The 25544-nt window shown below is 63.6% G+C and carries 15 protein-coding genes, 1 tRNA gene and 1 pseudogene; 8 read left to right on the forward strand and 9 right to left on the reverse strand.

Translation table 11 applies throughout. The features are described 5' to 3' along the window. Positions 1–286 (reverse strand): annotated as a pseudogene (locus NEI07_RS07595) (hypothetical protein); the annotation flags it as partial. A gap of 1217 nt (positions 287–1503) precedes the next feature. Here NEI07_RS07595 and NEI07_RS07600 point away from each other — a divergent pair. Together NEI07_RS07600 and NEI07_RS07605 are read left to right on the forward strand one after the other, a co-directional pair. Further along, on the forward strand, positions 1504–2961 hold the full coding sequence (locus NEI07_RS07600; RefSeq protein ID WP_256033785.1) for a TolC family protein: 1458 nt from the start codon (positions 1504–1506) through the stop codon (positions 2959–2961). Then, entirely contained in the window at positions 2958–4352 is a 1395-nt protein-coding gene (locus NEI07_RS07605; protein WP_256033786.1) for a multicopper oxidase family protein, read from the forward strand. The genes NEI07_RS07600 and NEI07_RS07605 overlap by 4 nt, the downstream gene beginning before the upstream one ends. A gap of 119 nt (positions 4353–4471) precedes the next feature. On the opposite strand, the gene NEI07_RS07610 is transcribed toward NEI07_RS07605, so the two are convergent. After that, a tRNA-Asp gene (locus tag NEI07_RS07610) sits at positions 4472–4548 on the reverse strand. Positions 4549–4768: 220 nt separating this feature from the next. Here NEI07_RS07610 and NEI07_RS07615 point away from each other — a divergent pair. The 4 genes from NEI07_RS07615 (at position 4769) to NEI07_RS07630 (ending at position 10223) form a co-directional block, all read left to right on the forward strand. Continuing rightward, positions 4769–5038 carry an FAD assembly factor SdhE gene (locus NEI07_RS07615; RefSeq protein WP_407659864.1) on the forward strand — a complete coding sequence of 90 codons (270 nt, stop codon included), beginning with the start codon at positions 4769–4771 and terminating at the stop codon, positions 5036–5038. Then, on the forward strand, positions 5035–8571 hold the full coding sequence (gene mfd, locus NEI07_RS07620; RefSeq protein ID WP_256033787.1) for a transcription-repair coupling factor: 3537 nt from the start codon (positions 5035–5037) through the stop codon (positions 8569–8571). The genes NEI07_RS07615 and mfd overlap by 4 nt, the downstream gene beginning before the upstream one ends. Positions 8572–8767: 196 nt before the next feature. After that, a complete protein-coding gene (locus NEI07_RS07625) occupies positions 8768–8998 on the forward strand; it encodes a hypothetical protein (RefSeq protein WP_256033788.1) in 231 nt (76 codons plus the stop codon). Positions 8999–9296: 298 nt separating this feature from the next. Beyond that, the gene (locus NEI07_RS07630) at positions 9297–10223 is read left to right on the forward strand and encodes a Spy/CpxP family protein refolding chaperone (protein WP_256033789.1); all 927 of its coding nucleotides are present in this window, start codon (positions 9297–9299) and stop codon (positions 10221–10223) included. Between the two features lie 109 nt (positions 10224–10332). Here NEI07_RS07630 and NEI07_RS07635 read toward each other — a convergent pair whose 3' ends face one another. Continuing rightward, complete coding sequence (locus NEI07_RS07635) at positions 10333–12000, reverse strand: multicopper oxidase family protein (protein WP_256033790.1); 1668 nt, start codon at positions 11998–12000, stop codon at positions 10333–10335. 215 nt (positions 12001–12215) lie between these two features. Between NEI07_RS07635 and NEI07_RS07640 the strand changes: the two genes are divergently transcribed. Continuing rightward, positions 12216–13211: a TonB family protein gene (locus tag NEI07_RS07640; RefSeq protein ID WP_256033792.1), complete on the forward strand. Its 996-nt coding sequence runs from the start codon at positions 12216–12218 to the stop codon at positions 13209–13211. Positions 13212–13358: 147 nt separating this feature from the next. Here NEI07_RS07640 and pgeF read toward each other — a convergent pair whose 3' ends face one another. From pgeF to NEI07_RS07670, 6 genes are all read right to left on the reverse strand, one after another. Beyond that, positions 13359–14138 (reverse strand): peptidoglycan editing factor PgeF, encoded by a 780-nt coding sequence (pgeF, locus tag NEI07_RS07645; RefSeq protein WP_256033794.1) that lies wholly within the window; start codon positions 14136–14138, stop codon positions 13359–13361. A gap of 10 nt (positions 14139–14148) precedes the next feature. Next, on the reverse strand, positions 14149–15231 hold the full coding sequence (locus NEI07_RS07650) for a class I SAM-dependent methyltransferase (RefSeq protein WP_256033795.1): 1083 nt from the start codon (positions 15229–15231) through the stop codon (positions 14149–14151). Continuing rightward, complete coding sequence (gene lgt, locus NEI07_RS07655; protein ID WP_256033797.1) at positions 15228–16052, reverse strand: prolipoprotein diacylglyceryl transferase; 825 nt, start codon at positions 16050–16052, stop codon at positions 15228–15230. The genes NEI07_RS07650 and lgt overlap by 4 nt, the downstream gene beginning before the upstream one ends. A 120-nt stretch (positions 16053–16172) precedes the next feature. Then, complete coding sequence (locus tag NEI07_RS07660) at positions 16173–18380, reverse strand: 3-hydroxyacyl-CoA dehydrogenase NAD-binding domain-containing protein (protein ID WP_256033798.1); 2208 nt, start codon at positions 18378–18380, stop codon at positions 16173–16175. A gap of 152 nt (positions 18381–18532) precedes the next feature. Beyond that, on the reverse strand, positions 18533–19741 hold the full coding sequence (locus NEI07_RS07665) for an acetyl-CoA C-acetyltransferase (RefSeq protein WP_256033799.1): 1209 nt from the start codon (positions 19739–19741) through the stop codon (positions 18533–18535). Between the two features lie 67 nt (positions 19742–19808). After that, positions 19809–21602, reverse strand: a complete 1794-nt coding sequence (locus NEI07_RS07670; RefSeq protein ID WP_256033800.1) for an acyl-CoA dehydrogenase C-terminal domain-containing protein — start codon at positions 21600–21602, stop codon at positions 19809–19811. 291 nt (positions 21603–21893) lie between these two features. On the opposite strand from NEI07_RS07670, the gene NEI07_RS07675 reads away from it, so the two are divergent. After that, complete coding sequence (locus tag NEI07_RS07675; protein WP_256033801.1) at positions 21894–25523, forward strand: peptidoglycan-binding protein; 3630 nt, start codon at positions 21894–21896, stop codon at positions 25521–25523. Positions 25524–25544: the final 21 nt, after the last annotated feature.

A 25544-nucleotide genomic window follows, 5' to 3' on the forward strand; every position in this document is an offset into this window, starting at 1 on the left:
CGCCGTAGTAGCCGGAGCCGTAATAGCCGTAAGGGGCGCTCGCCGCGGCGCCGAGCGCGAGGCCGGTAGCCAGGCCAGCGACGCCCAACCCCACTCCAGCGCCGCCATAGCCCCAGCGACCCCAGCCCGGGCGCCGCCAACCGCCATAGCCCCAGTAGCCGGCGCCGCCCCATCCCGGACCCCAACCCCAACGGTGCCACGCAGAGGCGGGAGTGGAGACTGACAAGGCGCCGACAAGCATGGTTGCGGCGAGCGCCGTGGTGAGCAGCTTGCGTGAGCTTTTCATTTCGAAATCTCCAGGTTGCTGACAAGGCCCCCGGCCACCCCGTCTAACGCGAGCGTGATTTCCTTGTTCCGTCGACCGCTAAGCCGCGAAAGGGCGCGCTCCAGGTGTTTGCTTTGCAGTGGGAGAGACCGGCCGCCCGCCCGCGACACGGCATGGCCGGGAGTCGACGGCCCCTTGTCGGCTCAAAAAGCTGAGTGAATTCGCACAGACGCCGAAACGACAAAGGTTTTTTGAACTCAATCAGAAATTCAATTCGGAAAAAACAGCCAAGAACAAAATGCTCTCGTTCAGGGACAAAATAAAAAAGCGCCCAAGTCGCGATTTGTAGAGATTTCTCGATTTACGGGATGGCGAGAGAGAGGGGACTTGAACCCGCGACCTCCGGCGTGACAGTCCGGCGCATCGAAGGCCGCTTTTTCAACATAATCCAAGAACTACAATGCCCCTCCCAGAGCGCATGCGCCCAAGGAATGCCTGGATCGCTATGCCCAGCCGATGCAATCGCCGTTTGCGTTGCCTCTTCACGATCGCGCTTACTTGCCTTTACCTGTTCGTGGCGGCGGGCGTTTCGATCAATGGAGCGCACGCCCGCGTGCAAAGCGCCTGTCACGGTTATGGCGACGGCGTCGCCCGATTAACGAGCCTTCCCGACTCCGCGACGCCCGGACCCTCGAACAGCGCCGCAGTGCAAAGCCCTGATGGCGGCGCGGCTGACCACTTTGATTTTGGCTGCCAATTTTGTTCAGCGATCGTGAATCACACGAATGCGGTCGCGCCGCGTTTATTTATCGTCAGCACCCTCTTCCAAGACCGTAACTCTAGTTTGTTCGGTCAGTCTCGAGCGCGTCCCCCGCGACCTCCACAATCTTTTATCGCGTTCTAGTAGCTCGCCATCCCCGACGAATGTTCGTCGTGGCGCGTAATGCCGCCTCGCGATAAGGGTTGATTATGTTTATGGATTTATTCGCGCGCACCGCCATTTTCTGGCGGTTGCGAGCGACCCGAATAGCGCCGTGGGTGGCGCTCGCGTTTTTAGGCGCCTGCGCGCCGGGATCTGCGCCTGGCGTCGGGCCTGACCCGGTCGATCCAGCTGCGCCGGCGTCGAGAATGAAAGCGCATTCGTTCCTCGACTCCTATGTCTCGCGGCGCCCGGTCGAACCTTCGACGCGTTGGTCCAATGCGGCGCCGACGACTCTGCGTGGCTCGGAACAACCGCGATGACGCGGGTTCTCTCGCCAGCGCATCTCCACCTCGCGGCGGCTGCGGGGTTGAGCGTGCTGCTGTCGTCATGCGCGAGCTTTTCGCCTGACGGCGGGGTGACTGTCGCTGCGCAAGCGGCTCGCCACGAGTTTGGGATGGATGTCGTTGCGCTGAGAAGCGACGAGGACGTTGATTGGGCCAAGTCTCGCATGGCGCAGCTGCTGAGGCGCCCCTTAACGATCGACTCTGCTGTAGAGATCGCGCTCCTCAATAATCGAGGTCTGCAGTCTGCCTTCAACCGCCTTGGCGTCGCCGAAGCGATCATGGCGCGCGAGAAATTGCCGCCCAATCCGACTTTCTCTTTCTCGCGCCTTGCCGGCCCTCTGGGGTCGGAAGTTGAAGGCGCGATCGTCGCGAATATTTTGGCGCTCGCGACCTGGCCTGCTCGCGCCGAAATCGCTGAGGACAGGTTTCGTGCGGCGCAATTTGAGGCTGCCGCAGAAACATTACGCCTCGGCTATGAGGCGCGCCGGGCCTATTTCCGCGCGGTCGGCGCGCGCGAGATCGCCAACTCGATCGGCGAGGTCAACCAATCGACCCAAGCCGTCGCCGCGCTCGCACGGCGGCTTGGCGAGACTGGCGCGGCGAGCCGCCTCGATCAAGCCAAAGAGCAACTTTCCTCGGCGGAAACAGCGACGCGGCTGGCGAGCGCAAGGTTGCAGGCCAGCAACGAACGCGAACACTTGATCCGAGTTCTTGGACTCTGGGGAATGGAAGTCAATTTCGTTTTGCCAAATGCGCTTTCGCCGCCGCCGTCACGGCCGCGTAGCCTGCCATATTTGGAACAGGACGCCATCGACCGCCGTATTGAGCTAAGAACCGCACATGCGGAGTTGAGCGCTCTTGCAAAAACGCTTGGCCTCATCGAGGCGACTCGTTTCATCAACCTCTTCGAGTTGTCGGGCGGGCATAAGGTTAAGACCGAAAGCCTCCCTAATCCGGAGAGCGGACTGACGGAAACGACGCGCTTTCGCTTTTCAGGCGGCGCCGCGGCGATCCAAATACCGATTTTCGATTTCGGAGAGACGAAGGTCAGGCAAGCCGAACAAAGCTGGCTAGAAGCCGTCAATAGATTGACAAAAAAGGCGGTAGACGTCCGCTCGCAGGCGCGTCAGACGTATCGAAATTACCGCTATGCGCATGAGATCGCCCAATTCCGAAAACGGGAAATTCTGGCGCTCCAGGCAATCGTCTCCGAAGAGATGCTGCGCCGCTATAATGGCATGTTGGTCGACGCCTTCCCGCTGCTGGAGAATGCGCGCAAACGCGTATTGTTGCAGGCCGCCGCGATCGAAGCAAAGCGCGACTATTGGCTCGCCGAGACGGACCTGCGGGCGGCGATATCCGGACCCGCTGAGGCGATCGTCGGAATGGTCGGAGACGGCGCTGCTGAATTGGGAGTCGAACGCCCATGATCACGCATCATCGGTTGAGCCAGACGCTCATATCGAGACGCAATTTTCTAACGTCGTCGCTCGCCGCGGCAAGCGTCAGTCTCATCAGCGGACGCGCGCAGACGGCGTCGCTTCCTGAAGTGGTTCGCATGACGAGCGCGACGACCCAGCCGCCGCAGCATCCGACCAGCGGACCGCACTATCGACCGGTCGTCACGCTCAACGGATGGTCTCTGCCGTTTCGGATGAATGGCGATTGGAAGGAATTTCACCTTGTCGCCGAGCCCGTCGAGCGCGAAATCGCGCCCGGGATGAAGGCCCGGCTCTGGGGGTATAACGGCCAATCGCCCGGCCCAACGATTGAAGTTGTCGAAGGCGACAAAGTTCGCATCTTTGTAACGAACAATTTGCCGGAGCACACCTCGGTGCATTGGCATGGCGTTTTGCTGCCCGCGGGCATGGATGGCGTGGGCGGGGTCACCCAGCCTCATATCCCGCCGGGCCGGACATTTGTTTATGAATTCCAGCTCAAGGGAAGCGGGACATTCATGTATCACCCGCATTCCGATGAAATGGTTCAGTTGGCGATGGGCATGATGGGAATGTTCATCTCACATCCTCGCGACCCGCATGAACGCCACGCCGATCGCGACTACGCATTCGTTATGAGCGCTTATCGTTTCGATCCGGGAACATATCTTCCCAAGATATCGGAGATGACCGACTTCAACATCTGGGCATGGAACAGCAGGGTATTTCCCGGCATCGATCCGATGGTGGCGCGTATTAGCGACCGGGTCCGCATTCGCATGGCCAATCTGACGATGACCAATCACCCGATTCATATGCACGGCCATCATTTCTCGGTGACAGGCACGGACGCTGGCTGGATTCCAGAGATGGCCCGATGGCCGGAGTCGACGACGGACGTTGCGGTCGGCGTCACCCGAACGATCGAATTTGACGCCGCCTATCCCGGCGATTGGCCGATCCACTGCCACAAGTCGCATCACACGATGAACCCCATGGGACATGACGTGCGGAATTTTATCGGCGTAAAGACCGACCCGCGCTTGGCGAAGGCCATCCGCAAATTGGCGCCGGGCTATATGCCAATGGGCGCAACCGGCATGGCGGAGATGAGCGCGATGAAAATGCCGCTTCCCCCTAACACGTTGCCGATGATGACGGGCGAAGGCGCTTTCGGCCCCGCCGAGATGGGCGGCATGTTCAGCCTCGTTAAAATCCGCGAACAACTCGCGGATAACGATTATCGCGACCCGGGCCCCTATGATTATCCGCCCGGCACGGTCGCGCATGATGTTGAAGCGGCGCCGGTCAAAGGCCCAGCGCCGAAAGATTCGACGCCGCTAGCGCCAACAGGGGGAGGCAACGAACCTCATCACCATTGACAAACGAGGATTAGCACGATGGTGCTGAGCAGCCCGCGCAAGCCACAAGCGCGAGGCGCGCAATTGCCAAGAGCGGCTAAGCGGCGATTCGCAAATAATGCGGTAAACATTTGATTTTATGGCGAGAGAGACGGGACTTGAACCCGCGACCTCCGGCGTGACAGGCCGGCGCTCTAACCAACTGAGCTACTCCCCCGCGGCGCGCTTGCGAACGCGAGAGGCGCCAGATAGCGCAGGCGCATCTTGAGGTCAAGGAAGTTCGCTTCCTGGATCGCGAAAAGGCTTGACAGTCTAAGCGTTCAGACGCGTCTAAGCCGGGTAACGCGAGCGCCCAGCTACTTGGCGTCATCCCCTGACGTTCCTTTGCCTTTCCTTTGCGCCTGCATTAAGCCTCGCGCCATATAAGGAGACAGACGTTGGACGACGACATGCGCAGGCGGCGCATCCGGGTGCGCGCCTGGCGGCGAGGCATGCGCGAGATGGACATCCTGTTGGGAGGCTTCGTCGACGCGCGCGTCGAGACGCTTCCCGCGGAGGCGCTGGACGAACTCGAGGCGCTGCTCGACCTGCCCGACGCCGCGGTGTTCCGATGGCTGTCGGGGGCTGAACAGCCTCCAGCCGAGCATGACACGTTGGTTCTGCGGCAGATCATCGCCTTTCACCAACACGACGGGCCGATCCATTGAGCGCGGCTGCGACAAAGCTCAAGAAAGCGGCGGCGGGACTTCAAGCGGCGCGTAGCGGTCTCGTCAAAGGCCAAAGGCTGATTTTCGCCCATGCGCCGGACGGCTTCGACGCTTTCATCAGCGCCGATCTTGCGCGCGCGCTCGCGCGGGAGGCGGAAGGACACGCAGCGGTCTTCGTGCATGTCGCGCGTGACGGCGCGCGGTCGGCGGCCTTTCGCAACGCCCTGCGTTTCGCCAATCCCGACGTCGAAATCCTCGACATTCCAGGATGGGACTGCCAGCCCTACGATCGCGTGTCGCCGCACGCCGGCGTGGTGGCGCGGCGCATGACGGCGCTTTCGCGCCTAACGCGCGCAAAATCCTCGTTTGAGCGTCCGCGCGTCGTCACGACGACCGTCGACTGCCTGTTGCAGCGCGTTCCGCCGCAAAAGATGGTGGCCGCGGAAAGCTTCGCCGCAGCGCCGGGCAATGTGGTGAAGCTCGACGAATTGGCGCTTTGGCTCGAGTCGAACGGGTATTTACGCGCCAGCACGGTGCGTGAAACCGGCGAATATGCGCAACGCGGCGGCATTGTCGATCTTTATCCGCCGGGTCTGCCGGCCCCGATCCGTCTCGATTTCTTCGGCGAAACGCTCGAGTCGATCCGCTCGTTCGATCCCGATACGCAACGCGCCACGGGGCAGCTCCGTTCGCTCGACCTGACGCCCATGAGCGAATTGCGGCTGACGAGCGAGACGATGCGCCGCTTCCGGCAGTCCTACGCCGCGCGCTTTGGCGGGCAGACGCGCGGCGACGCGCTTTATGAGACTGTCAGCGAAGGCCGGCGCTTCCACGGCATGGAGCATTGGTTGCCGCTCTTCTACGAGCGGATGGATACGCTCTTCGATTATCTGGGCGAGGCGCCTGTCGTGCTCGATCCGCTTGTCGAGGACGCTGCGGCCGAGCGCGTCAAGCAGATCGAGGATTATTACGACGCACGCAAATATGCGCATGATCTCGATCCCGCCGCCTCAAACTATAAGCCGCTCGAACCGCGCGCGCTCTATCTGTCGCTTGACGAATGGCGCGCCGCCATCGAGGGACGCGCGGCGGCGCAATTCACGCCTTTCACGGCGCATGAGGGCCAGAAAGCCATCGACTGCGGCGCGCGGCCTGGTCGCGACTTTGCGCCCGAGCGCAACACGCCCGACGTCAACGTATTCCAGGCGGCCGCGGACCATGTCGAGGCGCTGCGCGACGCGGGCCGAACCGTCATCGTCACCGGCTGGTCCGAGGGCTCCTGCGAGCGGCTCGGCCATGTGCTCGTGGAACACGGCTTGCCCGACTTGCCGCGTGTCGCGTCGCTTCCGCAGGCGTTGTCGAAGGCCGTCTCCATAGCCGTTCTCGGGATCGAACACGGCTTCGAGACGGATGCTTACGCGGTTCTGGGCGAGCAGGACATTCTTGGCGATCGCTTCGTTCGTCGCCGCCGCAAACGCAAGCCCAACGAAAATCTCCTCGGCGAAGTCGCCGCGCTCGCCGCCGGCGATCTTGTCGTGCATGTCGATCACGGCATCGGCCGTTTCATCGGCCTCGAAACGATCTCCGCCGCCGGCGCGCCGCATGATTGCCTCGAGCTCCACTACGCTGGCGGCGACAAGCTCTATCTGCCGGTCGAAAACATCGAGCTCTTGACGCGCTATGGCGGCGAGGACGCCGAAGCGCAGCTCGATCGCCTCGGCGGCGCCGGCTGGCAGTCGCGCAAGTCGCGGATGAAGAATCGCATCCGCGAAATGGCGAAAGGGCTCATCGAAATTGCGGCGCAGCGGCAGCTGCGCGAGGCGCCCAAGCTCGCCCCGCCGGAAGGACTCTACGACGAATTCTGCGCGCGCTTTCCTTATGATGAAACCGAGGATCAGCTCGCCGCCATCGATGCGACGCTCGATGATCTCGCCGCCGGTCGGCCGATGGATCGACTCGTTTGCGGCGACGTTGGTTTTGGCAAAACCGAGGTCGCGCTGCGCGCCGCCTTCTGCGCCGCCATCAACGGCAAGCAGGTGGCCGTCGTCGCGCCGACTACTTTGCTCGCGCGTCAGCATTACAAGACCTTCACCGAGCGCTTTGCGGGCCTGCCGGTGCGCATCGGACGATTGTCGCGAATGGTCGGCGCCGCGGAAACGCGCGAGACCAAGAAGGACCTCGCCGAGGGCCGAATCGAAATCTTGGTCGGCACGCATGCCGTGCTCGGCAAGACCGTGAGCTTCAAGGATCTTGGACTCGTCATCATCGATGAGGAGCAGCATTTCGGCGTCGGCCATAAGGAGCGGCTGAAGGAGTTGCGCGCCGAGGTGCATGTTCTGACGCTCTCGGCGACGCCCATACCGCGCACGCTGCAGCTCGCGATGACGGGCGTGCGCGAGCTTTCGATCATCGCCACGCCGCCGATCGACCGGCTGGCGGTGCGCAGTTTCGTCTCGCCCTTCGATTCTCTCATCGTGCGTGAAGCGCTGCTGCGCGAGCGCTATCGCGGCGGCCAGGCCTTCTTCGTCTGTCCGCGCATCGAGGACCTCGAGGAAGCTGCTGCGTTTCTGCGCGAAAATGTGCCTGAGTCGAAATTTGTCCTGGCGCATGGGCAGATGAGCGCCAGCGAACTCGAGGACAAGATGTCGGCCTTCTGCGACGGCAAATTCGACATTCTGCTGTCGACGACGATCGTCGAGTCGGGCCTCGACATCCCACGCGCCAATACGCTGATCGTCTGGCGCGCCGATATGTTCGGCCTCGCGCAGCTCTATCAGCTGCGTGGCCGCGTCGGGCGCGCCAAATTGCGCGCTTATGCGCTGTTCACGACGCCCGCCAACCGCACGATCACGCCTCAGGCGCAAAAGCGTCTGGACGTGCTGCAGTCGCTGGATACGCTCGGCGCGGGCTTCCAACTCGCCAGTCACGATCTCGACATTCGCGGCGCCGGCAATCTGCTTGGCGAGGAGCAGTCGGGGCATATCAAGGAGGTGGGCTACGAGCTGTATCAGCAGATGCTCGCCGACGCGATCACGCTGCTGAAGGCTGGAGTCGAGGAGCCGCAGGAGGAAGCCTGGTCGCCGACGATCGCCATCGGCGCGCCGGTGACGATACCGGAAGACTATGTCGCCGACCTCACCCTGCGCCTGCAGCTCTATCGCCGTCTGTCGACGCTCGAAACGGATCAAGACATCGAAGCGTTCGCCGCCGAGATGATCGACCGTTTCGGTCCGATCCCGCCGGAAGTGGAGCAGCTCTTGGAGATCGTCGCGATCAAGGCGCTCTGCCGGCGGGCGCATGTCGAGAAGATCGACGCGGGCCCCAAGGGCGTCATCGTTGCGTTCCGTGAAGATAAATTCGCAAATCCCGCCGGGCTCGTGCGCTATGTCGCGGAGCAGAGGTCAAGCGCCAAAGTGCGTCCCGACATGCGCATCGTCTTCATCCGCGAATTCGAGAACACGAAACAGCGCCTCGCCGGCACGCGCCGAATTCTGCGCGCGCTCGTCGAGATCGCGGAGAAGAAGGCGGTTTAGCCTTGCCGAATTTCCTTCGCTGCGGCGCATTCTTTCGCAGCTGCGAAAACAAAACTGCGGCAAAACGGCGCAAACATTTACTGTAGAAATTGCGACACGAAAACCTAGCATTTTATACGCGCGCGTGAACGCGCGCCTTGCGTCGCCTGTTGGAGGAACGGACGACGGGAGAACTGCATCATCAGGGAGAGGAAACATGGCTTATAAGCTTTTTGCCGTCGTCGCCCTCGCTTTGGCAGCGGCCCTGACGAACCACGCCTTTGCCGGCGAGCAAACATCCACGGTCGAATGGAAGGCGCCTCAGGTAGTGGGCCAGCCTGGATACAAGGAAGAGGCAGCCAAACCTCGCGAGGCCGCGGCGCCGCGCCCCATTGGTCAGGATCCTTATGCGGCGCGCAATCTGAACCAATCGTCGCAGAATCGGTAGGAACCAAAACCTACTGATATTTAAGTGTCCTAAGGGCTGAACTCACCAGCGGCGGGCGCGAGTCCGCCGCGTTTTGCTGTGCAGTATCGCTTTGTAGAGTCGCAGGATCCTTTTTTGAATTTCATGCGCCCGCGTGACGATTCGTCCATCGCCTCACGGCTTGATCTGTGACAAAGTTGCAGACGTTCAACGGCGCCTGATGCTCGGTTAGGCGCTCAACATGCGCGAAACTCCACAATGATTCGTCGCGCCAGCGACGAGAGGAGCGCTCGCGACAAACATTTCAAGGGAGGGCGCCATGACGACGCGAAAACAAACATCGCGCGGAAAATTGCTTGCGGCGAGCGCCGCCGCTTTGCTCCTCGCAGCTGGACTCTCCATGGCGCAGGCGCAGCAGGGCGGCATGGACCATAGCAAGATGGACGGCGCCATGGACCACGGCGGCGCCAACGCCCCAGCGCAATGGGCGGACCCCGGCAAGGCGCAAGCAGGCGGCGCTGAGTCCGGCAAGACCGACGTGCAGAAGAGCGAAGCGGGCAAGGGCGACGAAGGTCACGCAGGCCATCACGGCATGTCGGGCATGGGCCAAGGCGGCGGCCAGAGCGGCGGCATGGGCGGGATGATGGGCGGCATGTCGGGCATGGGCCAGGGTGGCGGCCAAAGCGGCGGCATGGGCGGCGGCATGATGGGCGGCATGTCGGGCATGGGCCACGGCGGCGGCAAGGACGGCGGCAAGGGCGGCGACGGCATGAGCGGCATGTCGCATGCCGCCGGCGGGATGATGAACAAAATGGTCTGCGGCTTCGCCGATCATCTTGAGGGACGCCTCGCCTATCTCAGGGCCGAGTTGAAACTGACCGACGCGCAAACCGGCCCCTGGAACGCCTTCGCCGAGGCGTGGCGCGCCGCAGGGCAAAAGGCGAAACAAAAATGTGACGCCGCCGATATGCGCGCGGACCATTCCAAGCCGGAAGTTTTGAATAAGCTCACGATGATGGAGAACCATATGGTCGACCATCTCGAAGTGGTGCGCGCACAGAAGGCGGCGATCGAATCGCTCTTCACCAGTTTGAGCGAGGATCAGAAGAAGACCGCAAATGAGACGCTGACCGGCATCATGAAGGTCGGCAAGTCGATGGGCGATATGATGGGCGGCGGCATGATGGGCGGCGGCATGTCGCATTCCGGCGGCGGCATGGGCGGCATGGGCGGCATGCAGCACTAGTTTCGCGCAACAGCGCTCCCGGCGGGCGAAGGCCCGACCGGGAGCGCATTTAGACGAATTGCTTTCCAGATCTATTGCGCTTCACGGACGCCGCGCGTCTTGAGCCGCTCTACTCCACCGAGAACTCGCGCATCATGCCGGCGTCCTCATGTTCGAGGTTGTGGCAGTGATACATGAAGCGTCCCTTGAAATCGCCGAACGGCTTGATGATTCGCAGGCGCTCGCCCGGCGCAACGAGCACCGTGTCCTTTAGGCCGCTGTCGATGAAGCCGTCGCGGACCGAGGCGTAGGCGTCCTCGTCGCCTTCAAAGCGGCGCTCGATAATCTCGAAGGGCTGGCCGTGCAGATGGATGGGATGCGCCATCGACATCATTCCCATCATGCCCATGCCTCCCATTCCCATTCCCATTCCCATGCCGCCCATTCCCATGCCGCCCATTCCCATGCCGCCCATTCGGCCGCGCATCCTGCCGCCGCCCATCATGCCCATGCCGCCCATGCCGCCGTGCTCATGGAAAATTTCGATGAGCTGGGTCGTGTCGACGGGAATGCGCTCGCGCCGCTGTATGTCGTTGTGGCCATAGGGGCGACCGTTGAGGAACATCGCCATGTGCGCCATGGTGATGGCGATCGGAATGGGATCGTCCGAATTGGCGATCTCTTCCTTGCGGAAGCGTCTGATGGTCGAGAGCGTCTCCGGAAGCCTCCATGACTCGTTTGAAGCTTTCGTCACCCTGGCCGTAAACAACGGGAATTCCTCGCCCATCGCGAGATCGCTTCCCATCATGCGCTGCGCCATCGGCGGAATGAGACCGTAGAATTCTCCGCTCAACATCGTGCGCTTCGAGCCTTGCGGGCGGCCGCTGAAATCGACGATGAGATCGACGCGCTCGGCGGGCGCGAGCATCACATAGGGCCGCGTCTCCGCCTTCTCCAACAGCCCGCCGTCGACGCCGATCACGGTCAGCGGAGTCCGGTCGTCCCAGCACAGTTTGTAGATGCGCGCATTCGAGCCGTTGAGGATCCGCAGACGATAGGCGCGGCTGGCGACGTCGATCGTGAAGTCGCTTCGTCCATTAACGAGCACGCGGTCGCCATAAAAACCGAACATGCTCGTATGCATGTCATCGCCGTAGGCGAGCTGATTGTCGTCGTCGAACGAGCGATCCTGGATGACGAGCGGAATTTCGAATTCGCCGGACGGCAGTCCGAGCGCGCGCTCTTCCTCGTCCTCAACGATCATCGCGCCGGCCAGGCCGCGATAGACCTGCGTCGCGGTCTTCTCGTGCGTATGCGGATGATAGAAATACATGCCGGCGCGATTGCGGATCTCGAATTCGTAAACGTAAGTCTCGCCCGGATCGATCGCCGCCGTCGGATGGCCGTCCATCAGCATCGGCACATGCAGGCCGTGCCAATGCGTGATGGTTTCCTCCGGCAAGTCGTTGCGAAGCCGGATGCGAACCTTTTGTCCCTTGGTGAAACGCAGCAGGGGGCCGAGGTAAGCGTCGGGCAGCGCCGTCAGCGCATTCGGCGGACCTTTGATCAGATTGCCGACGTAGCGCCACACGCGCGTCGGCTTTCCCGTCAAAATCGGCGTCTCGTCGCGCTTGCACATCAATTCGAGTTCGACGTCCGGCGTGAAGGCGTCGGACGCGCGGTTGGGCGCGGTCCGGCGCATCGCATGGCCCTGGCCGAAGGCCGGAGCGCCGATCATCGCCGTTGCGCCCGCGCCGAGGAGAAGTCCCCGGCGCGACAAGGGCCTAAAGCGTTTCATGCATCCCCCCAAGCGGCGTTCGGCGCCCCTTAAATTAGATGCTTCTTATATATGTGTGCTCAAGCCGTTGATAACTGCGGCAAAAGGCGTCATGTTTTTCCGGGGGGCGCGTTTTTGCCCAAAGGCGGCTATAACTTTAAAGTGTCGCCCCCCGATCACCGACCTAGATCGATTATGCAAGCAGCGGCGGCGCTGGAGCGCGGCTTTCCATCGCAATGAATGACAGCAGCCAACAACGCGCCTTTAGCGCGACCTTGGCCGTGGACGCCCTTCGGCGGCGCCGCGCGCTCGTCGTGCGCCCGCGCTTCCTCATGTTTCTTTTGCTGTGCCTGCTGGCGCATCTCTGCGTCTTGGCATTCCTGCTCTTGGAAGACTGGCGCTCCGCCCGCGAAGCGCCGCACATCGAGGAAACTCCGGTCGAGGTGATCACCGAACCGCCTCCGCCCAAGCAGGAAGAGCCTCCTGCGCCCGAGCCAGAGAAGCCGCCGGAGCAGCAAAAACAGCAGCAGAAGCCGCCGCCTCCGCCGCCGCTGGAAGAGGAAAAGCCGGCTTTCGACGCCCCCGAGGCCGAGAGCAAGACCAAGTCCGACGTCAACGCGCCGGAGGAGAAGGATCTCAAGACGCCGAAGAACGCGCAGGAGAAGGACGCGCCCAAGGACGACAAGCCTCAGGGCATGAAGGACGGCGAGGACGAAGACGGCAAGGCGAAGGCGCCGGAAGAGACCAAGGACACGCCGATCGAGGACAAGAGCGACGCCGAGATCATCGAGAAGGCCGCGCCCGACAAGCAGCCGCAGGAAAAGCCCGACCCGAACGAAAAGGGGCCGGTGAAGAAAGGCGAGGCGAACTCGATCGCCGATCAGCTCGCGGCGCTCGCGCCGATACCTGACTACAAGCTTGCGGCGCCGCGCAAGTTCTCGCCGGTCGGCGGCGGCCATGCGAAGACGACCTATCTGACGATCCTCTATGGCCTCATCATGCCTCACATGCACATCCCGCCGCGCGTGCGGGGGAGCGGCGCGATCGGCAGGGGCGCGGTTGTCTTCTACATCGACGAAATGGGCAATCTCACCCATCAGGCTGTGCACCAGCCGAGCGGCGCGCCCGATCTCGACGCTGCCGCTCTCGCCGCCGTGCGCCGCGCCGCGCCTTTCCCCGCGCCGCCGCGCGGCCTGCCGCACTCGATGATCTTCAGCTACGCGACGAAGTAGGCCTGTCGTCCGGTTGATCCTTGGTGGTCATTCCCGGCGCGCTTTTTACGTGATCGGAAAACCAGAGCAACATTCAGGATTCTTGTCGTGCTCTGATTCCCGGTCAGGCCTTCGCCTGTTCACGCGGACCGCTCAATTCAATCAGTATCAGACGAGCGCAATCGCCGAGACGAGCCGTCCGTAATCCGGCTCGCGGCGATGGACGCTGCGGCGGTAGCTGAAACAGCGCGCTTCATCCGCATAAGTGTCGACGCCGAGGTCTTCGAAAGAGGCGACGTCCAGCGCCTCGACGCGGGAGGCGATGAAGCCCGGCAGATCGAAGGTCGCATGGCCTTCGCGCGCCGTCGGCGTAAAAAAGCGCGAAAAGGACTCGTCGGCTTCCCGAAACTGGTCGATGAATTCCGGCCCGACTTCATAGCTCGTCGCCCCGATCGCCGGGCCAAGCGCGACATGGATGTCGGCGCGGCGCGCGCCATGCGCCTCCATCTCTCTGACGGTCGCTTCGATGACGCCGCCGAGCGCGCCCTTCCAGCCGGCGTGGCAGGCGCCGATGACGGCCGCCTTTGCGTCGGCGAAAAGCAACATGCCGCAGTCGGCGCCGGTGACGCCGAGCGCGAGCGAGACTTCCGCCGTCACCACGCCGTCGCATCGCGGCCGCGCGTCAGCGCTCCACGGTTCGCGCACGGCGCGCGCCTCCGCGGAATGGATCTGGAACGGCACCATCAGGCGCTCGGCCGCCACTCCGAGACGCGCCGCCATGCGGGCGCGATTCTCCTCGACATGCGGCGGCGCGTCGCGCGATCCGACGCCGCCATTGAGCGATGCGTAGACGCCTTCCGACACGCCGCCGTCGCGGGTGAAAAAGGCGTGGCGCAGGCCGGGCAGGCTGAGATTTCGCGCGGTCAGCGCAGGCGTTTCGAACGTCATCGCGTCGATGCTACACCAAAAATCCCGGCAGGTCGGGCATGTCGGGATGGGTCACCGCCATCACCTTGAATAGTTGGCCCATCTGACGGCGCGCATCGTCGACGCCGGTAAGGCGTTCAAAGGCGTCGATGATCGACTGCGCCTGTTCGGGCGTCGCCTTTTTTGACAAGGTCTCGGCGCGGCGTTCGATGCCAAGCTGCAGCAGAAATTGCGCTTGCGTGACCGGGCCCATCACCTTGGCGCCGCGCGCGCGCGCGGCGCGCGCCAGAGCCGCGAAATCGACGTGAGCGGTCAGGTCCGCTTCGCCTGGGGTAGCGAGGGGATCGACATAGGCGTGGCGCGACACCGCCTGCAGACTTTCGCCAAGCGACGTCTGCTCATAGCCATAGTCGATGAGCAGTAGCGCGCCGCCTTGGGCGACGAGCCGTGCGGCGATGTCGCCGATAAGCTTTTGGCTCGCGGCGCTGACTTCGATGATCGATCCTTCGCGCGCCGGGACGTTGAGCGTCGTCTCGATCTGATCGGACAGTCCGAAGGCGAGTTCGCCTTGAGCGTCGAGCCCGACGAGCTGTTCGCGCCAGCCGCCGGCGGTTTTGACGAAGTGCCTGACGGGCAGCGCGTCGAAAAACTCATTGGCGAGGATGAAGGCCGGACCGGGCGGCGTCTCGGCAAAATCCAGATGCCACTGCGCCGGCTTCGCGGCCCTGGCCAGCGTCTGGCGCTGCGCCTCGCGCAGAACCGGACTGGTTTCGACGAGATGCACGGTGACGGCGGAAAAGAAGTTGGGCGCGATCGGCGTCACCCGCAGCACGTCCGACATCAGCGTGCCGCGGCCGGGTCCGAGCTCGACGAGCCTTGCCTCAGTCGGCGCGCCCGCAGCGCGCCAGGCTTCGGTGACCCAAACGCCGAGCAATTCGCCAAACATCTGGCTGATCTCTGGCGCGGTGACGAAATCTCCGCCCGCGCCGAATGGGTCGCGCGTCATGTAATAGCCGTAGCGCGGATGCGTCAGGCAGAGCGACATGAATCGCTCGAGCGTCATCGGACCGTCATGAGCGATCGTCTCGACGATCTCTCTTTTCAAGGCGCTCATGCCGTTGCGCTCCTCGGGCGCAGCGCGAACATGATCGCCGCCGCGCCAATTAAAACAAGCGGCGCAGAAAGGACCATGCCCATGGTCAATCCGTTGGGCAGCGCTTCCTGAACCGGATCTGGTTCGCGAAAAAACTCGCAGAAAATGCGCGCCAGCCCGTAGCCGACGCCAAAAAAGCCGGTGGCGAGACCCGGGTGTTTGAGCGCGCCGTGGCGCGCAGCGAACCACAGCAGCAGGCCCAGCGCCACGCCTTCGAGCCCCGCCTCATAAAGCTGGCTGGGATGGCGCGGGACGTCGCCCGCGCCTGGAAACGCCATCGCCCAGGGCACGTCGGTTTCGCGCCCCCACATCTCCGGCTTGATGAAATTGGCGAGGCGGCCGAAGAAAAGTCCGATCGGCGCGACAGTGGCGCAAATGTCGCTCACGGTGAGCAGCGGCACGCCGCTGCGACGGGCGTAGAGGGCCATGCCGATGATCGCCCCGACGAGGCCGCCATGAAAGGCCATGCCGCCCTTCCAGGTCTGAAAAATTTCCAGCGGGTGCGCGAAATAGAACGCCGGATCATAGATCAGCACATGCCCGAGTCGTCCGCCGATGACGACGCCGAAGGCGACGAAAACGAGAAGATCATCGAGAGACTCTCGGCTCGGTCGCGGTTGGCCGCGCCTCCAGAGCGCGTCGTTTGCGGCGAGCGCGCGCAAGCCAAGCCAGCCGAAGATGAAGCCGCCGATATAAGCGAGCGCATACCACCGCAGCGGCACGGGCCCGATGTTGACGGCGACAGGATCGATCACTGGAAAGGGAAGCACAAAAATCGGCATCAACCAGGTCCGGGCGCGGGCGCGCGTTTGAAACCTACACGCCCAGCCTGTCTTTTACCCGCCAGCATGACGGATGTCATGTCCGGTCTGAAGCGCTTCAAAACGCGCGCGAGACGCAGATCACGCCGCCAATTTCCGAGGCATGAAGCGTCCGTAGAAGCTCTCGTCCTTCGCCGCCATGTCGCGCAGCAGTTGCGGCGGCTCGAAACGCGGACCGAATTTTGCGGCGAGCGTGTCGCACAGGGCGACGAAGGCCTTCGCGCCCATGCCGTCGATGTAGGAGATGACGCCGCCGGTGAAGGGCGCGAAGCCGAAGCCGAGAATGGAGCCGACGTCGGCCTCGCGCGGATCGGTGACGACGCCCTCGGCCATGGCGCGCGCCGCTTCGACCGCCTGGGTGACGAGAAAGCGCTGCTTCATTTCCATGACGTCGAGCGTATCGGGATCGAGTTCATTCTGGGCCAGGGCCGAGAGGCCGGGCCAGAGGCTTTTCGTTCCATTGGCGTGATAGTCGTAAAAGCCCTTGCCGTTCTTGCGGCCGAAGCGGCTGTTTTCCTCGACCATGAAACGCAGCACGCGCTCCTGCGCGGGATCGACGGAGCCTTCGCCGAGATCCTTCTTCGTCGCCTGGAGGATTTTCCACCCGAGATCGAGCGCGACTTCGTCATTGAGCGAGAGCGGCCCCACCGGCATGCCGGCCATGCGGGCGACATTCTCGATCATCGCCGGCGGCACGCCGTCGACCAGCATGATCTGCCCTTCGCGAACATAATTGAGCACGCAGCGATTGGCGAAGAATCCGCGCGAGTCGTTGACGACGATCGGCGTCTTCTTGATGATGCGGACGAAGTCGAGCGCGGTCGCGAGCGCGCGGTCGCCGGTTTTCTTGCCCAGGATCACTTCGACGAGCAGCATCTTCTCGACGGGCGAGAAGAAATGGATGCCGATGAAGTTCTCGGGCTGTTGCGTGGTTTCCGCGAGCGAGGTGATCGGCAGCGTCGACGTGTTCGAGGCGAAGATCACGTCGGCGCCCACAACCTCCTGCGCGCGCTTGGTGACGTCCGCCTTGACGGCGCGATCCTCGAATACGGCTTCGAGCACGAGATCGCATCCCTTGAGCGCGCCGTAATCGGCAGTCGCAATTACCCGCGCCATCAGCGCGTCCTTGTCGGCGGCGGTGGCGCGGCCCTTGCTGACCGAACTCGAGATGAGTTTGTCGATCGTCGCGACGCCCTTGTCGGCGCTTTCCTGATCGCGGTCGATCAAGACCACGTCGAGGCCGTTCAAGGCGCTGATATAGCCGACGCCCGCGCCCATGAAGCCCGCGCCGATAATGCCGATCTTCTTGAGATTGGTGGGACCGACGTCCTTTGGTCGATGCGCGCCCTTGTCCAATTCGTTCTTCGAGAGAAACAGCGAGCGGATCATCGCCGCCGCCTCCTTTGAGCGCAGAATATGCGCGAACCAGCGCGACTCGACGGTCAACGCCTGGTCCATCGGCAATTGCAGCCCTTCATAGACGGCGTGCAGAATGGCCTTGGCGGCGGGGTAATTGTCGTAGGTCTCGCGACGATAGATGGCGTTGGCGGCGGGCCAGATCATCATGCCCGTGGGCGAGAACACCCTGCCGGAGGGTGTCTTGAAGTCCTTGACGTCCCATGGCGCCTGCGCCTTGCCGCCGCTGACGATGAAGGCGCGGGCGCGGTCGATGATCTCGGCTTTCGGCGCGATTTCATGCACGAGCTTGGCGCCGAGCGCGGCTCTCGGCTTGATCTGATCGCCCCTGAACAGGAATTGCAGCGCGTCGCCGGTCTGCATGATGCGCGACACGCGCTGCGTGCCGCCGGCGCCCGGAAAGAGCCCCACCTTGATTTCCGGCAGGCCGACTTTGGTTTTCTCGTCATCGGCCATCACGCGATAATGGCAGGCGAGCGCAAGTTCGAAGGCGCCGCCAAGGCAGACGCCGTGAATGGCGACGGCGAAAGGTTTGCCGCAGGTTTCCAGCTTGCGATAGAGCAGCGACAGTCGGCGCGAGAAGTCGAAGAACTGCTTGTTGGCCGCGTCTTCGCCTTGCTCCTTGAGCGCCTTGGCGTATTGCGCGGCGCCATGCTGCAGCATGGAAAGATCGGCGCCGCCGGAAAAGGCGCTCTTGCCCGAGGCGATCACGCAGCCCTTGACCTCGGGTTCGGCGACGACCGTGTCGATGATCGTCTCCAACTCGTCCATCACGTCCGGCGTGATGACGTTCATCGTGCGCTCGGGCATGTCCCAGGTCGCAAGCGCGACGCCGTCGGCGCCAGTCTCGAAGCGGAAATTGACGAGGTTCATTATTTCGCCTCCGATAAGTTTTCAGCTGTTTTGAACCTCGTCCTTCGAGACGCCCGCTGCGCGGGCTCCTCAGGATGAGGTTCAAAAAGTTTCCTCACCCTGAGGAGCGAGCGAAGCTCGCGTCTCGAAGGGCGAGGAAACGTTGCAAACCTTCACACCCGCTCCACGATCGTCGCCGTGCCCATGCCGGCGCCGATGCAGAGCGTCACGAGCGCGGTTGATTTTCCCGTGCGCTCTAATTCGTCGATCGCAATTCCCACCAGCATGGCGCCCGTCGCGCCGAGCGGGTGACCCATGGCGATGGCGCCGCCATTGACGTTGACCTTGGCGGGATCGAGGTCGAAGGCTTCGAGGTAGCGCAGCACGACGGCGGCGAAGGCTTCGTTCACTTCGAACAGATCAATGTCGCCGATGCTCATGCCGGCGCGGTGCAGCACTTTCTTCGTCACGTCGACAGGTCCCGTCAGCATCAGGGCCGGGTCCGAGCCGATATTGGCGTAGGCGCGAATCTTCACGCGAGGTTTCAGTCCGTGTCTCTCGCCCGCCTCTTTCGAGCCGACGAGCACCGCCGCCGCGCCGTCAACGATGCCTGAAGAATTGCCGGCATGATGCACGTAATTCAATTTCTCGACTTCGGGATGCGCCTGAATCGCCACGGCGTCGAAGCCGCCTTGTTCCGCGTAAAAGGCGAAGGACGGCTTCAAGGCGGCGAGCGACTGCATGTCGGTTCCCGGCCGCATATGTTCGTCGCGGTCGAGCAGGGTGATGCCGTTGACGTCCTTCACCGGCACGATCGAATGTTTGAAGCGGCCTTCTTCCCACGCCTTCGCCGCGCGCTTTTGCGATTCGACGGCATAGGCGTCGACGTCATCGCGCGAGAAGCCGTATTTGGTGGCGATGAGATCCGCCGACACGCCCTGCGGCATGAAATAGGAGGGAATGGCGATCGTCGGGTCGACGGGCCAGGCGCCGCCGGACGCGCCGATGCCGACCCGGCTCATGCTCTCGACGCCGCCGCCGATCGCAAGATCATGCTGGCCGGACATGATCTCGCCGGCGGCGAAATTCACCGAGTCCAATCCGGAGGCGCAGAAGCGGTTGATCTGCACGCCGGGCACTTTGTAGGAGTAGCCCGATGAAATCGCCGCGGCGCGCGCGATGTCGCCGCCAGCTTCCCCAACCGGATCGACGCAGCCGAGGATGACGTCGTCGATTTCGGGACCTTCGAGCTTGTTGCGTTTCCTGACCGCCTGCAGCGCCGTGACGGCGAGGCCGAGTGAAGAGACTTCATGCAGCGAGCCGTCCGGCTTGCCGCGACCGCGCGGCGTGCGAACGGCGTCATAGATAAAAGCGTCGGCCATGAAGAGTTCCTCTTCTCGAATCTTTCCAGCGCGTCCCTCTCCCGCGAGCGGGAGAGGGAGGGCGCCCTTAAAACATCTCCTCGGGGAGCGACATCATCGTGTCGGCGCCCGTTGAAATGCGCGTCAGGCGCAGGCGCGTTTCCGGCAGCATGCGCTCCATATAAAAGCGCGCGGTCAACAGCTTCGCATCCATCAGTCCGGCCCGCTCAGGCTCTTGCGCCTTTATCGCCATCGCCGCCTGCGCGATCTTCACCCACATCACGCCGAGCGCGACGCGGCCGAAGAGATGCATATAGTCGTAAGAAGCGGCGCCGGCATTGTCGGGCTTCGCCATGGCGTTCTGCATCAGCCACATCGTCGCCTTTTGCAGATCGTCGAGCGCCGCCTTCACCGGGGCGGCGAAGGATTTCATCGCTTCGTCCGATTCGAGCGGCGCCAACAGGTCCGCGGTGTCCTTGAAATAGGCCATGATCGCTCGGCCGCCGTCGCGCGGCAGCTTGCGGCCGACGAGGTCGAGCGCCTGGATGCCATTGGCGCCCTCGTAGATCATGCTGATGCGCGCATCGCGAACGAACTGCTCCATGCCCCATTCGCGAATATAGCCGTGTCCGCCGAACACCTGCTGGGCCTTGACGGTGTTTTCGAACCCCAGGTCGGTGAGCACGCCCTTGAGCACGGGCGTGAGCAGGCCGAGCCGGTCTTCCGCCGCCTGGCGCGAGGCGGCGTCGTCGGAACGATGCGCGATATCGCTGTCGAGCGCCGCCGACAGCGCAAAGCCGCGCGCCGCTTCGTTGAAGGCCTTCATCTCGAGCAGCATCCGCCGCACGTCCGGATGCACGATGATCGGGTCGGCCGGCTTTCCGGGGTCTTTCGGACCGGAGAGCGCGCGGCCTTGCAGACGCTCCTTGGCGTATTGCGCCGCGTTCTGGTAGGCGACCTCGGACTGGGCGAGGCCTTGCATGGCTACGCCGAGCCGCGCCTCGTTCATCATCACGAACATGGCGTTCAGTCCGCGATTGGCTTCGCCGACGAGAAAGCCTTGCGCGCCGTCGTAATTCATGACGCAGGTGGCGTTGCCGTGGATGCCCATCTTTTCTTCGATGGAGCCGCAGCTGACGCCGTTGCGCGGTCCAAGCGCGCCGTCGCCGTCAACCAGGAACTTCGGCACGACAAAGAGCGAAATGCCTTTCACGCCGGCGGGCGCGCCCTCGATGCGCGCGAGCACGAGATGCACAATGTTTTCGGTCAGATCGTGCTCGCCGGCGGAGATGAAGATCTTTTGCCCGGTGATCGAATAGGAGCCGTCTCCGCGCGGCGTCGCCTTGGTCGTCAGCAATCCGAGATCGGTGCCGCATTGCGGCTCAGTCAAATTCATGGTGCCCGACCAGCGGCCTTCCGCCATCTTCGGCACATAAAGCTTCTTCTGCTCGTCGTCGCCATGGCGCAGCAGAGCGGCGAGCGCGCCTTGCGTCAGACCCGGATACATGGCGAAGGACATATTCGCCGAGGAGGCGAACTCGTTCATCGCCATCGACAGCGTATAGGGCAGGCCCTGTCCGCCATATTCCTCGGGCACCGCGAGACTGATCCAGCCGCCTTGAGCGAAAGCGTCATGCGCCGCCTTGAAGCCCGGCGGGGTGGAGACGGAGGCGTCGTCGTGACGCTTGCAGCCCTTTTCGTCGCCAATCTGGTTGAGCGGCGCGAGCGCCTCCTCGCAGAGCTTCCCCGCTTCCAGGAGGATTTGCGACATGACGTCCGGCGTGACGTCCGCGAAGCCTGGCAAATTGCCGAAACGCTGAAAATTCAAGACATCATTTAGCAGGAAGAGGGTGTCGTCTACAGGCGCCTTGTAGCTCGGCATCAACGCCTCCTTGCACGCCGGCGCTTGGGGCCGAGCCGTCGCGCCGCGATTCTCTCGGGCTGCGTCATAGGTAGAGAGGCGCCGGCGCGGGCGCAAGCGAGCCGCTCGGCGACAATCGTGAACGCGACCGCTCTTTAGAGCCCGTTTCTTAACGGCTTCTTTACTTCGATCGACGGAAAGTCACGGCGGTTGGCGGCCCGCGCCGACCGTAGCGCGCGATTCGGGCGTTCGCGTCGGCTTCCCACCGCGTTTTGTCCCAATTTCCCCGGGTCGATCCCGCCGGACAGCCACATGACCAAGGCGCAATTTCCTGATCAGGGTCGTCCGAATTCCGAGCCGCCCGAAGATAAGCGCGAGGCTGGGCATCGGGAGGAAAGTCTTCCTAACGCGGAAGGGCCACGCGACGAGAACCGGGGCGTCGACGATGACTCCATCTGGCGGTCGATTGCCGCGCTCTCCAAAAGCCGTATCGAGGGTCAGCTCGGCGAGCAGCCTTCCGCGAATGCGCGGCCGATTCGGAACGCGCTCGCGGAGCTCGAATCGCGGCTCGCGCGGCTGTCGGGCGAACATCGCGGCGCTGACGTCGAGAAGACGTTGCGCGGCCTTGACCAGCATCTCGCCGAAATTGCAGGACGCCTGGACGAAAATGCGGCGCGCGGGCGCTTAATGAAGCCGGCGGCGCCGTCGGACGCCTCCGCCGGATCGCGTTTTGAGGCGCTGCAGCGCTCGATCGATTCCGTCACGCAGGGTTTAGACAGCTTTCGCGAGGACGCCGCCGAGCGCGGCGACCAGCAGCTCGTGATGATGCGACAAATCGAAAACGTCCGTCGCGAACTCCAGGACGTGGCGCAAGCGATCGGCGAACTCGCGCCGCGCGCCTCGGTCGCCGCGATCGAAACGGCGATGGGCGATCTCCGCCAGGGCATCGAGTCGCAACGCGGCCGCGGAGTTCCAGACGAGACGCTCGCGCCTGCCGAAAGAATTATCGGCGAATTGCGCGCCGTGATCGAAGATCTCGATCCGGCTCCCATTGTGCGCAACTTGCGCGCCGACGTCGAAACGATCGGCATCAGGCTGGAGAAGCTGCAGAATGGAGACGTTGCGAACGCTTCGGCTGTGCGCGACCTCGCGCGAGAAACTCATGAAATCAAGGATCAGCTGACGGCGCTCATGGCGCGTCCGCTGCCGCTTGAGAGGATTGAGACACGCATCATTGACGTCACGCAGCGTGTCGACGCTCTCACGCTTTCCCGCAGCGCGCCTGGGGCGGATCTTGGCGAAGTCGTCAAGGCGATCCGATCCATCGTCGCTGCGGAAACTGGAAAGGGACTGGAGACCTTCAACAAGCGGCTCGAACGGCTCGCGCGCAAGCTCGACATCGTCGCCGAACAATCTGCGGCGGCGCGGTTCGACGAAATCGGCGAGCGCATCGACGAACTCGGCAAGACGCTGACGCAGCGCATCGATCGCGGCGCCGCCGCGAATATGGCCCCCCTCGAAGCGCTCATCACATCGCTCGCAAAAAAAATCGATACGGCGCTGGACAGCGACAGTCACGCCTCGGCGTTCGAGGAGATCGGCCGCAGGTTCGATCGGTTCGAGTCCCGCGTCGTGGACAGCGCGCCGACGGAATCGCTCGCGCGCATCGAGACTATGCTTGCCGAGCAGAACGCCGAACGTCAGTTCGCCGATCTGGCGCAGCGCATCGATGAGCTTCGACAGACGATTGCCGCGCGGTTGGAAAACCCCGCGGGCGCCGGCGATTCCAAAAATTTCGCAGCGCTCGAGAATTTGGTGCGCGGCCTCGACAGAAAGGTGGATGCAGCCTTCGCCGCCGACGCGCGGGATCTCGATCTGCAGGCTGTCGAGCGTCAGCTCGCGCAGCTCTCGTTCAAGATCGACCGGCTCGACGACCCGTTCTCAGCGCCGAGATTTGGCGAACAGAACGCTCGGCTCGATGAAATCGTCGAGCGCCTCGACCGTATGCACGCCACATTCGCGCAGCGGGTCGAAGACGGCGCGCGCATCGAGAAACGAGAAGTCGAGTTGGCGGCTCTCGTCGAGTCGCTTGCCGACCGCATGAAGCAGTCGGCTGATCCCACAGCCGATGTCGGCGCGCTCAAATCGCTTGAAACTCAGATCGGCGCACTGGCGCAACGGCTCGAACGACTCGACGCAGGGAGCGGCGCGCTCATCGGCTTTGAGTCGAAGATCAACGATCTTTTCGCGCGCCTGGAGGACACGCGGTCCGCAACAACGCAGGCGGCGGAGGCGGCGGTTCGTCGGGCCGCCACGGAGGTTCTCCGAGATGCGGCGGGCGCTCAGCCGGCGGCCGTGCGCGTCGCCGTGCAGCGCGAGTTGAACGACATCCTTAAGACGCAAGACGCGAGCGGCCAGCGCACGAATGAGACGTTGACCGCAGTCCATCAAATGCTCGAGCGCGTCGTCAAACGTCTAGGTGAATTTGATGACGAATTGACCGAGAACCGCGGCGTCGCGCGGCGTTCGACCAATGCAGAACTCGGCGTCGAACTTTGCGGCGATGATACGCGCGAGCGCGTCGGCGCGCCGGCCGCCGCTGGCGCCAAAGACGCTGAAAGCGAAGCCCTGGCGCCGATTGATCCGATGGAGTTCTTGCTGCCGGTCGGCGAAGTCGTGGAGCGGCGCGAGCCTTTCATTGCGCCGCCGGGGTCCGAGGCGGATCAGGCCGCGCATCGTAGCTCGATTCAGTCAGACTTCATCGCCGCCGCGCGCCGCGCCGCGCAAACGCCTTCGGCTGAGGCCGACGCTCAGTCGGCCGAGGCGGCGCGCCAGGCGGGAGAGGCTCAGGAAAAGCCGCAAGGCGCCGCCGTGGTCAAACTCAGCGCCCTCATTCAGGACCGCAAACGTCCGCTGCTCTTAAGCCTTGCCGCGGTCCTGCTGCTGATCGGCGCCTATCATATTGCGCGCATGGAGGGGCAGGGCGGCTTGACGGTTGGGCCGTCGCCGAGACAGCAGGAGGCAAAGGCGCCAGCCAAGGCGGTTCGGCCGGCTCTGTCGCCAGAAAAGCGGCTCGCCGCTAACAGCGCCTCGTCGCCGGCGGTGGCCGCGCGCCCGGCTACGCCTGGGCCGGTCCTCAATGAGCCGCCCTCGGCGGCGCCGTCGGCGCCCGCCGAACGACCCCTCGCGCAGCGGAACATCGATCCGACCCCCACGGGAACGATCGAGGCGCCGGCGCTGTCGCCCGGCGACGCCTTGGCGAGGATCGAGCGCCTCGCTGTCGAGGGCAATCCGGCCGCCCAGTATGAAATGGGCGCGCGTCTTGTCGAGGGACGCGGCGCCGCGCGCGACGCCAAGGCGGCCGCGCATTGGTTCGAAAAAGCTGCTGAAATGGGCCTGGCGCTCGCCCAATACCGGCTGGGTTCAATGTATGAGAGGGGCGTCGGGGTCGGGCGCGACTACGCCCGCGCCAGGCTCTGGTACGAGCGCGCGGCCGAGTCCGGCAACGCCCGCGCCATGCATAATGTCGCCGTGCTGCTCGCCGAGGGCGGCGACGGCAAGCCGGATTACGCCGCGGCTGCAGAGTGGTTCCGTCGGGCCGCCGAATACGGCATCCGTGACAGCCAGTTCAATCTCGCGATCCTCTACGCCCGCGGCCTCGGCATCAGCCGCGATCTGCAGCAATCCTACGCGTGGTTTTCCGCCGCCGCAGACCAGGGCGACGACGACGCGGCCAAAAAGCGCGACGAAATCGGGGCCCGGCTGGATTCCAAGGAGCTTGCCGCGGCCAAGGCGCTTGCCGCCGCGTTCCGCGCCAAAACCCCGACGTCGGAGGCGAATGACGCGCCGGCGCTCAGGACGGGCGGCGGCGAGGGCGCGAGGGAGCAGACCCCGGTCAAGCCGGCGCCGAAGTCGCCTTCCGGCAAGCCGCGGGTCTCGTAATCCGCAAGCTCGGCTTTCGGT

This window comes from Methylocystis suflitae (assembly GCF_024448135.1).
GTDB lineage: Bacteria > Pseudomonadota > Alphaproteobacteria > Rhizobiales > Beijerinckiaceae > Methylocystis > Methylocystis suflitae.

Coding starts and splice junctions, on each gene's coding strand:
- NEI07_RS07640 (WP_256033792.1), top strand. CDS start 12,216: ATGAATGACAGCAGCCAACAACGCGCCTTTAGCGCGACCTTGGCCGTG.
- NEI07_RS07630 (WP_256033789.1), top strand. CDS start 9,297: ATGACGACGCGAAAACAAACATCGCGCGGAAAATTGCTTGCGGCGAGC.
- NEI07_RS07600 (WP_256033785.1), top strand. CDS start 1,504: ATGACGCGGGTTCTCTCGCCAGCGCATCTCCACCTCGCGGCGGCTGCG.
- NEI07_RS07660 (WP_256033798.1), bottom strand. CDS start 18,380: ATGAACCTCGTCAATTTCCGCTTCGAGACTGGCGCCGACGGCGTCGCG.
- NEI07_RS07635 (WP_256033790.1), bottom strand. CDS start 12,000: ATGAAACGCTTTAGGCCCTTGTCGCGCCGGGGACTTCTCCTCGGCGCG.
- NEI07_RS07625 (WP_256033788.1), top strand. CDS start 8,768: ATGGCTTATAAGCTTTTTGCCGTCGTCGCCCTCGCTTTGGCAGCGGCC.
- pgeF (WP_256033794.1), bottom strand. CDS start 14,138: ATGACGTTCGAAACGCCTGCGCTGACCGCGCGAAATCTCAGCCTGCCC.
- lgt (WP_256033797.1), bottom strand. CDS start 16,052: ATGCCGATTTTTGTGCTTCCCTTTCCAGTGATCGATCCTGTCGCCGTC.
- NEI07_RS07605 (WP_256033786.1), top strand. CDS start 2,958: ATGATCACGCATCATCGGTTGAGCCAGACGCTCATATCGAGACGCAAT.
- NEI07_RS07650 (WP_256033795.1), bottom strand. CDS start 15,231: ATGAGCGCCTTGAAAAGAGAGATCGTCGAGACGATCGCTCATGACGGT.
- NEI07_RS07675 (WP_256033801.1), top strand. CDS start 21,894: ATGACCAAGGCGCAATTTCCTGATCAGGGTCGTCCGAATTCCGAGCCG.
- NEI07_RS07665 (WP_256033799.1), bottom strand. CDS start 19,741: ATGGCCGACGCTTTTATCTATGACGCCGTTCGCACGCCGCGCGGTCGC.
- NEI07_RS07670 (WP_256033800.1), bottom strand. CDS start 21,602: ATGCCGAGCTACAAGGCGCCTGTAGACGACACCCTCTTCCTGCTAAAT.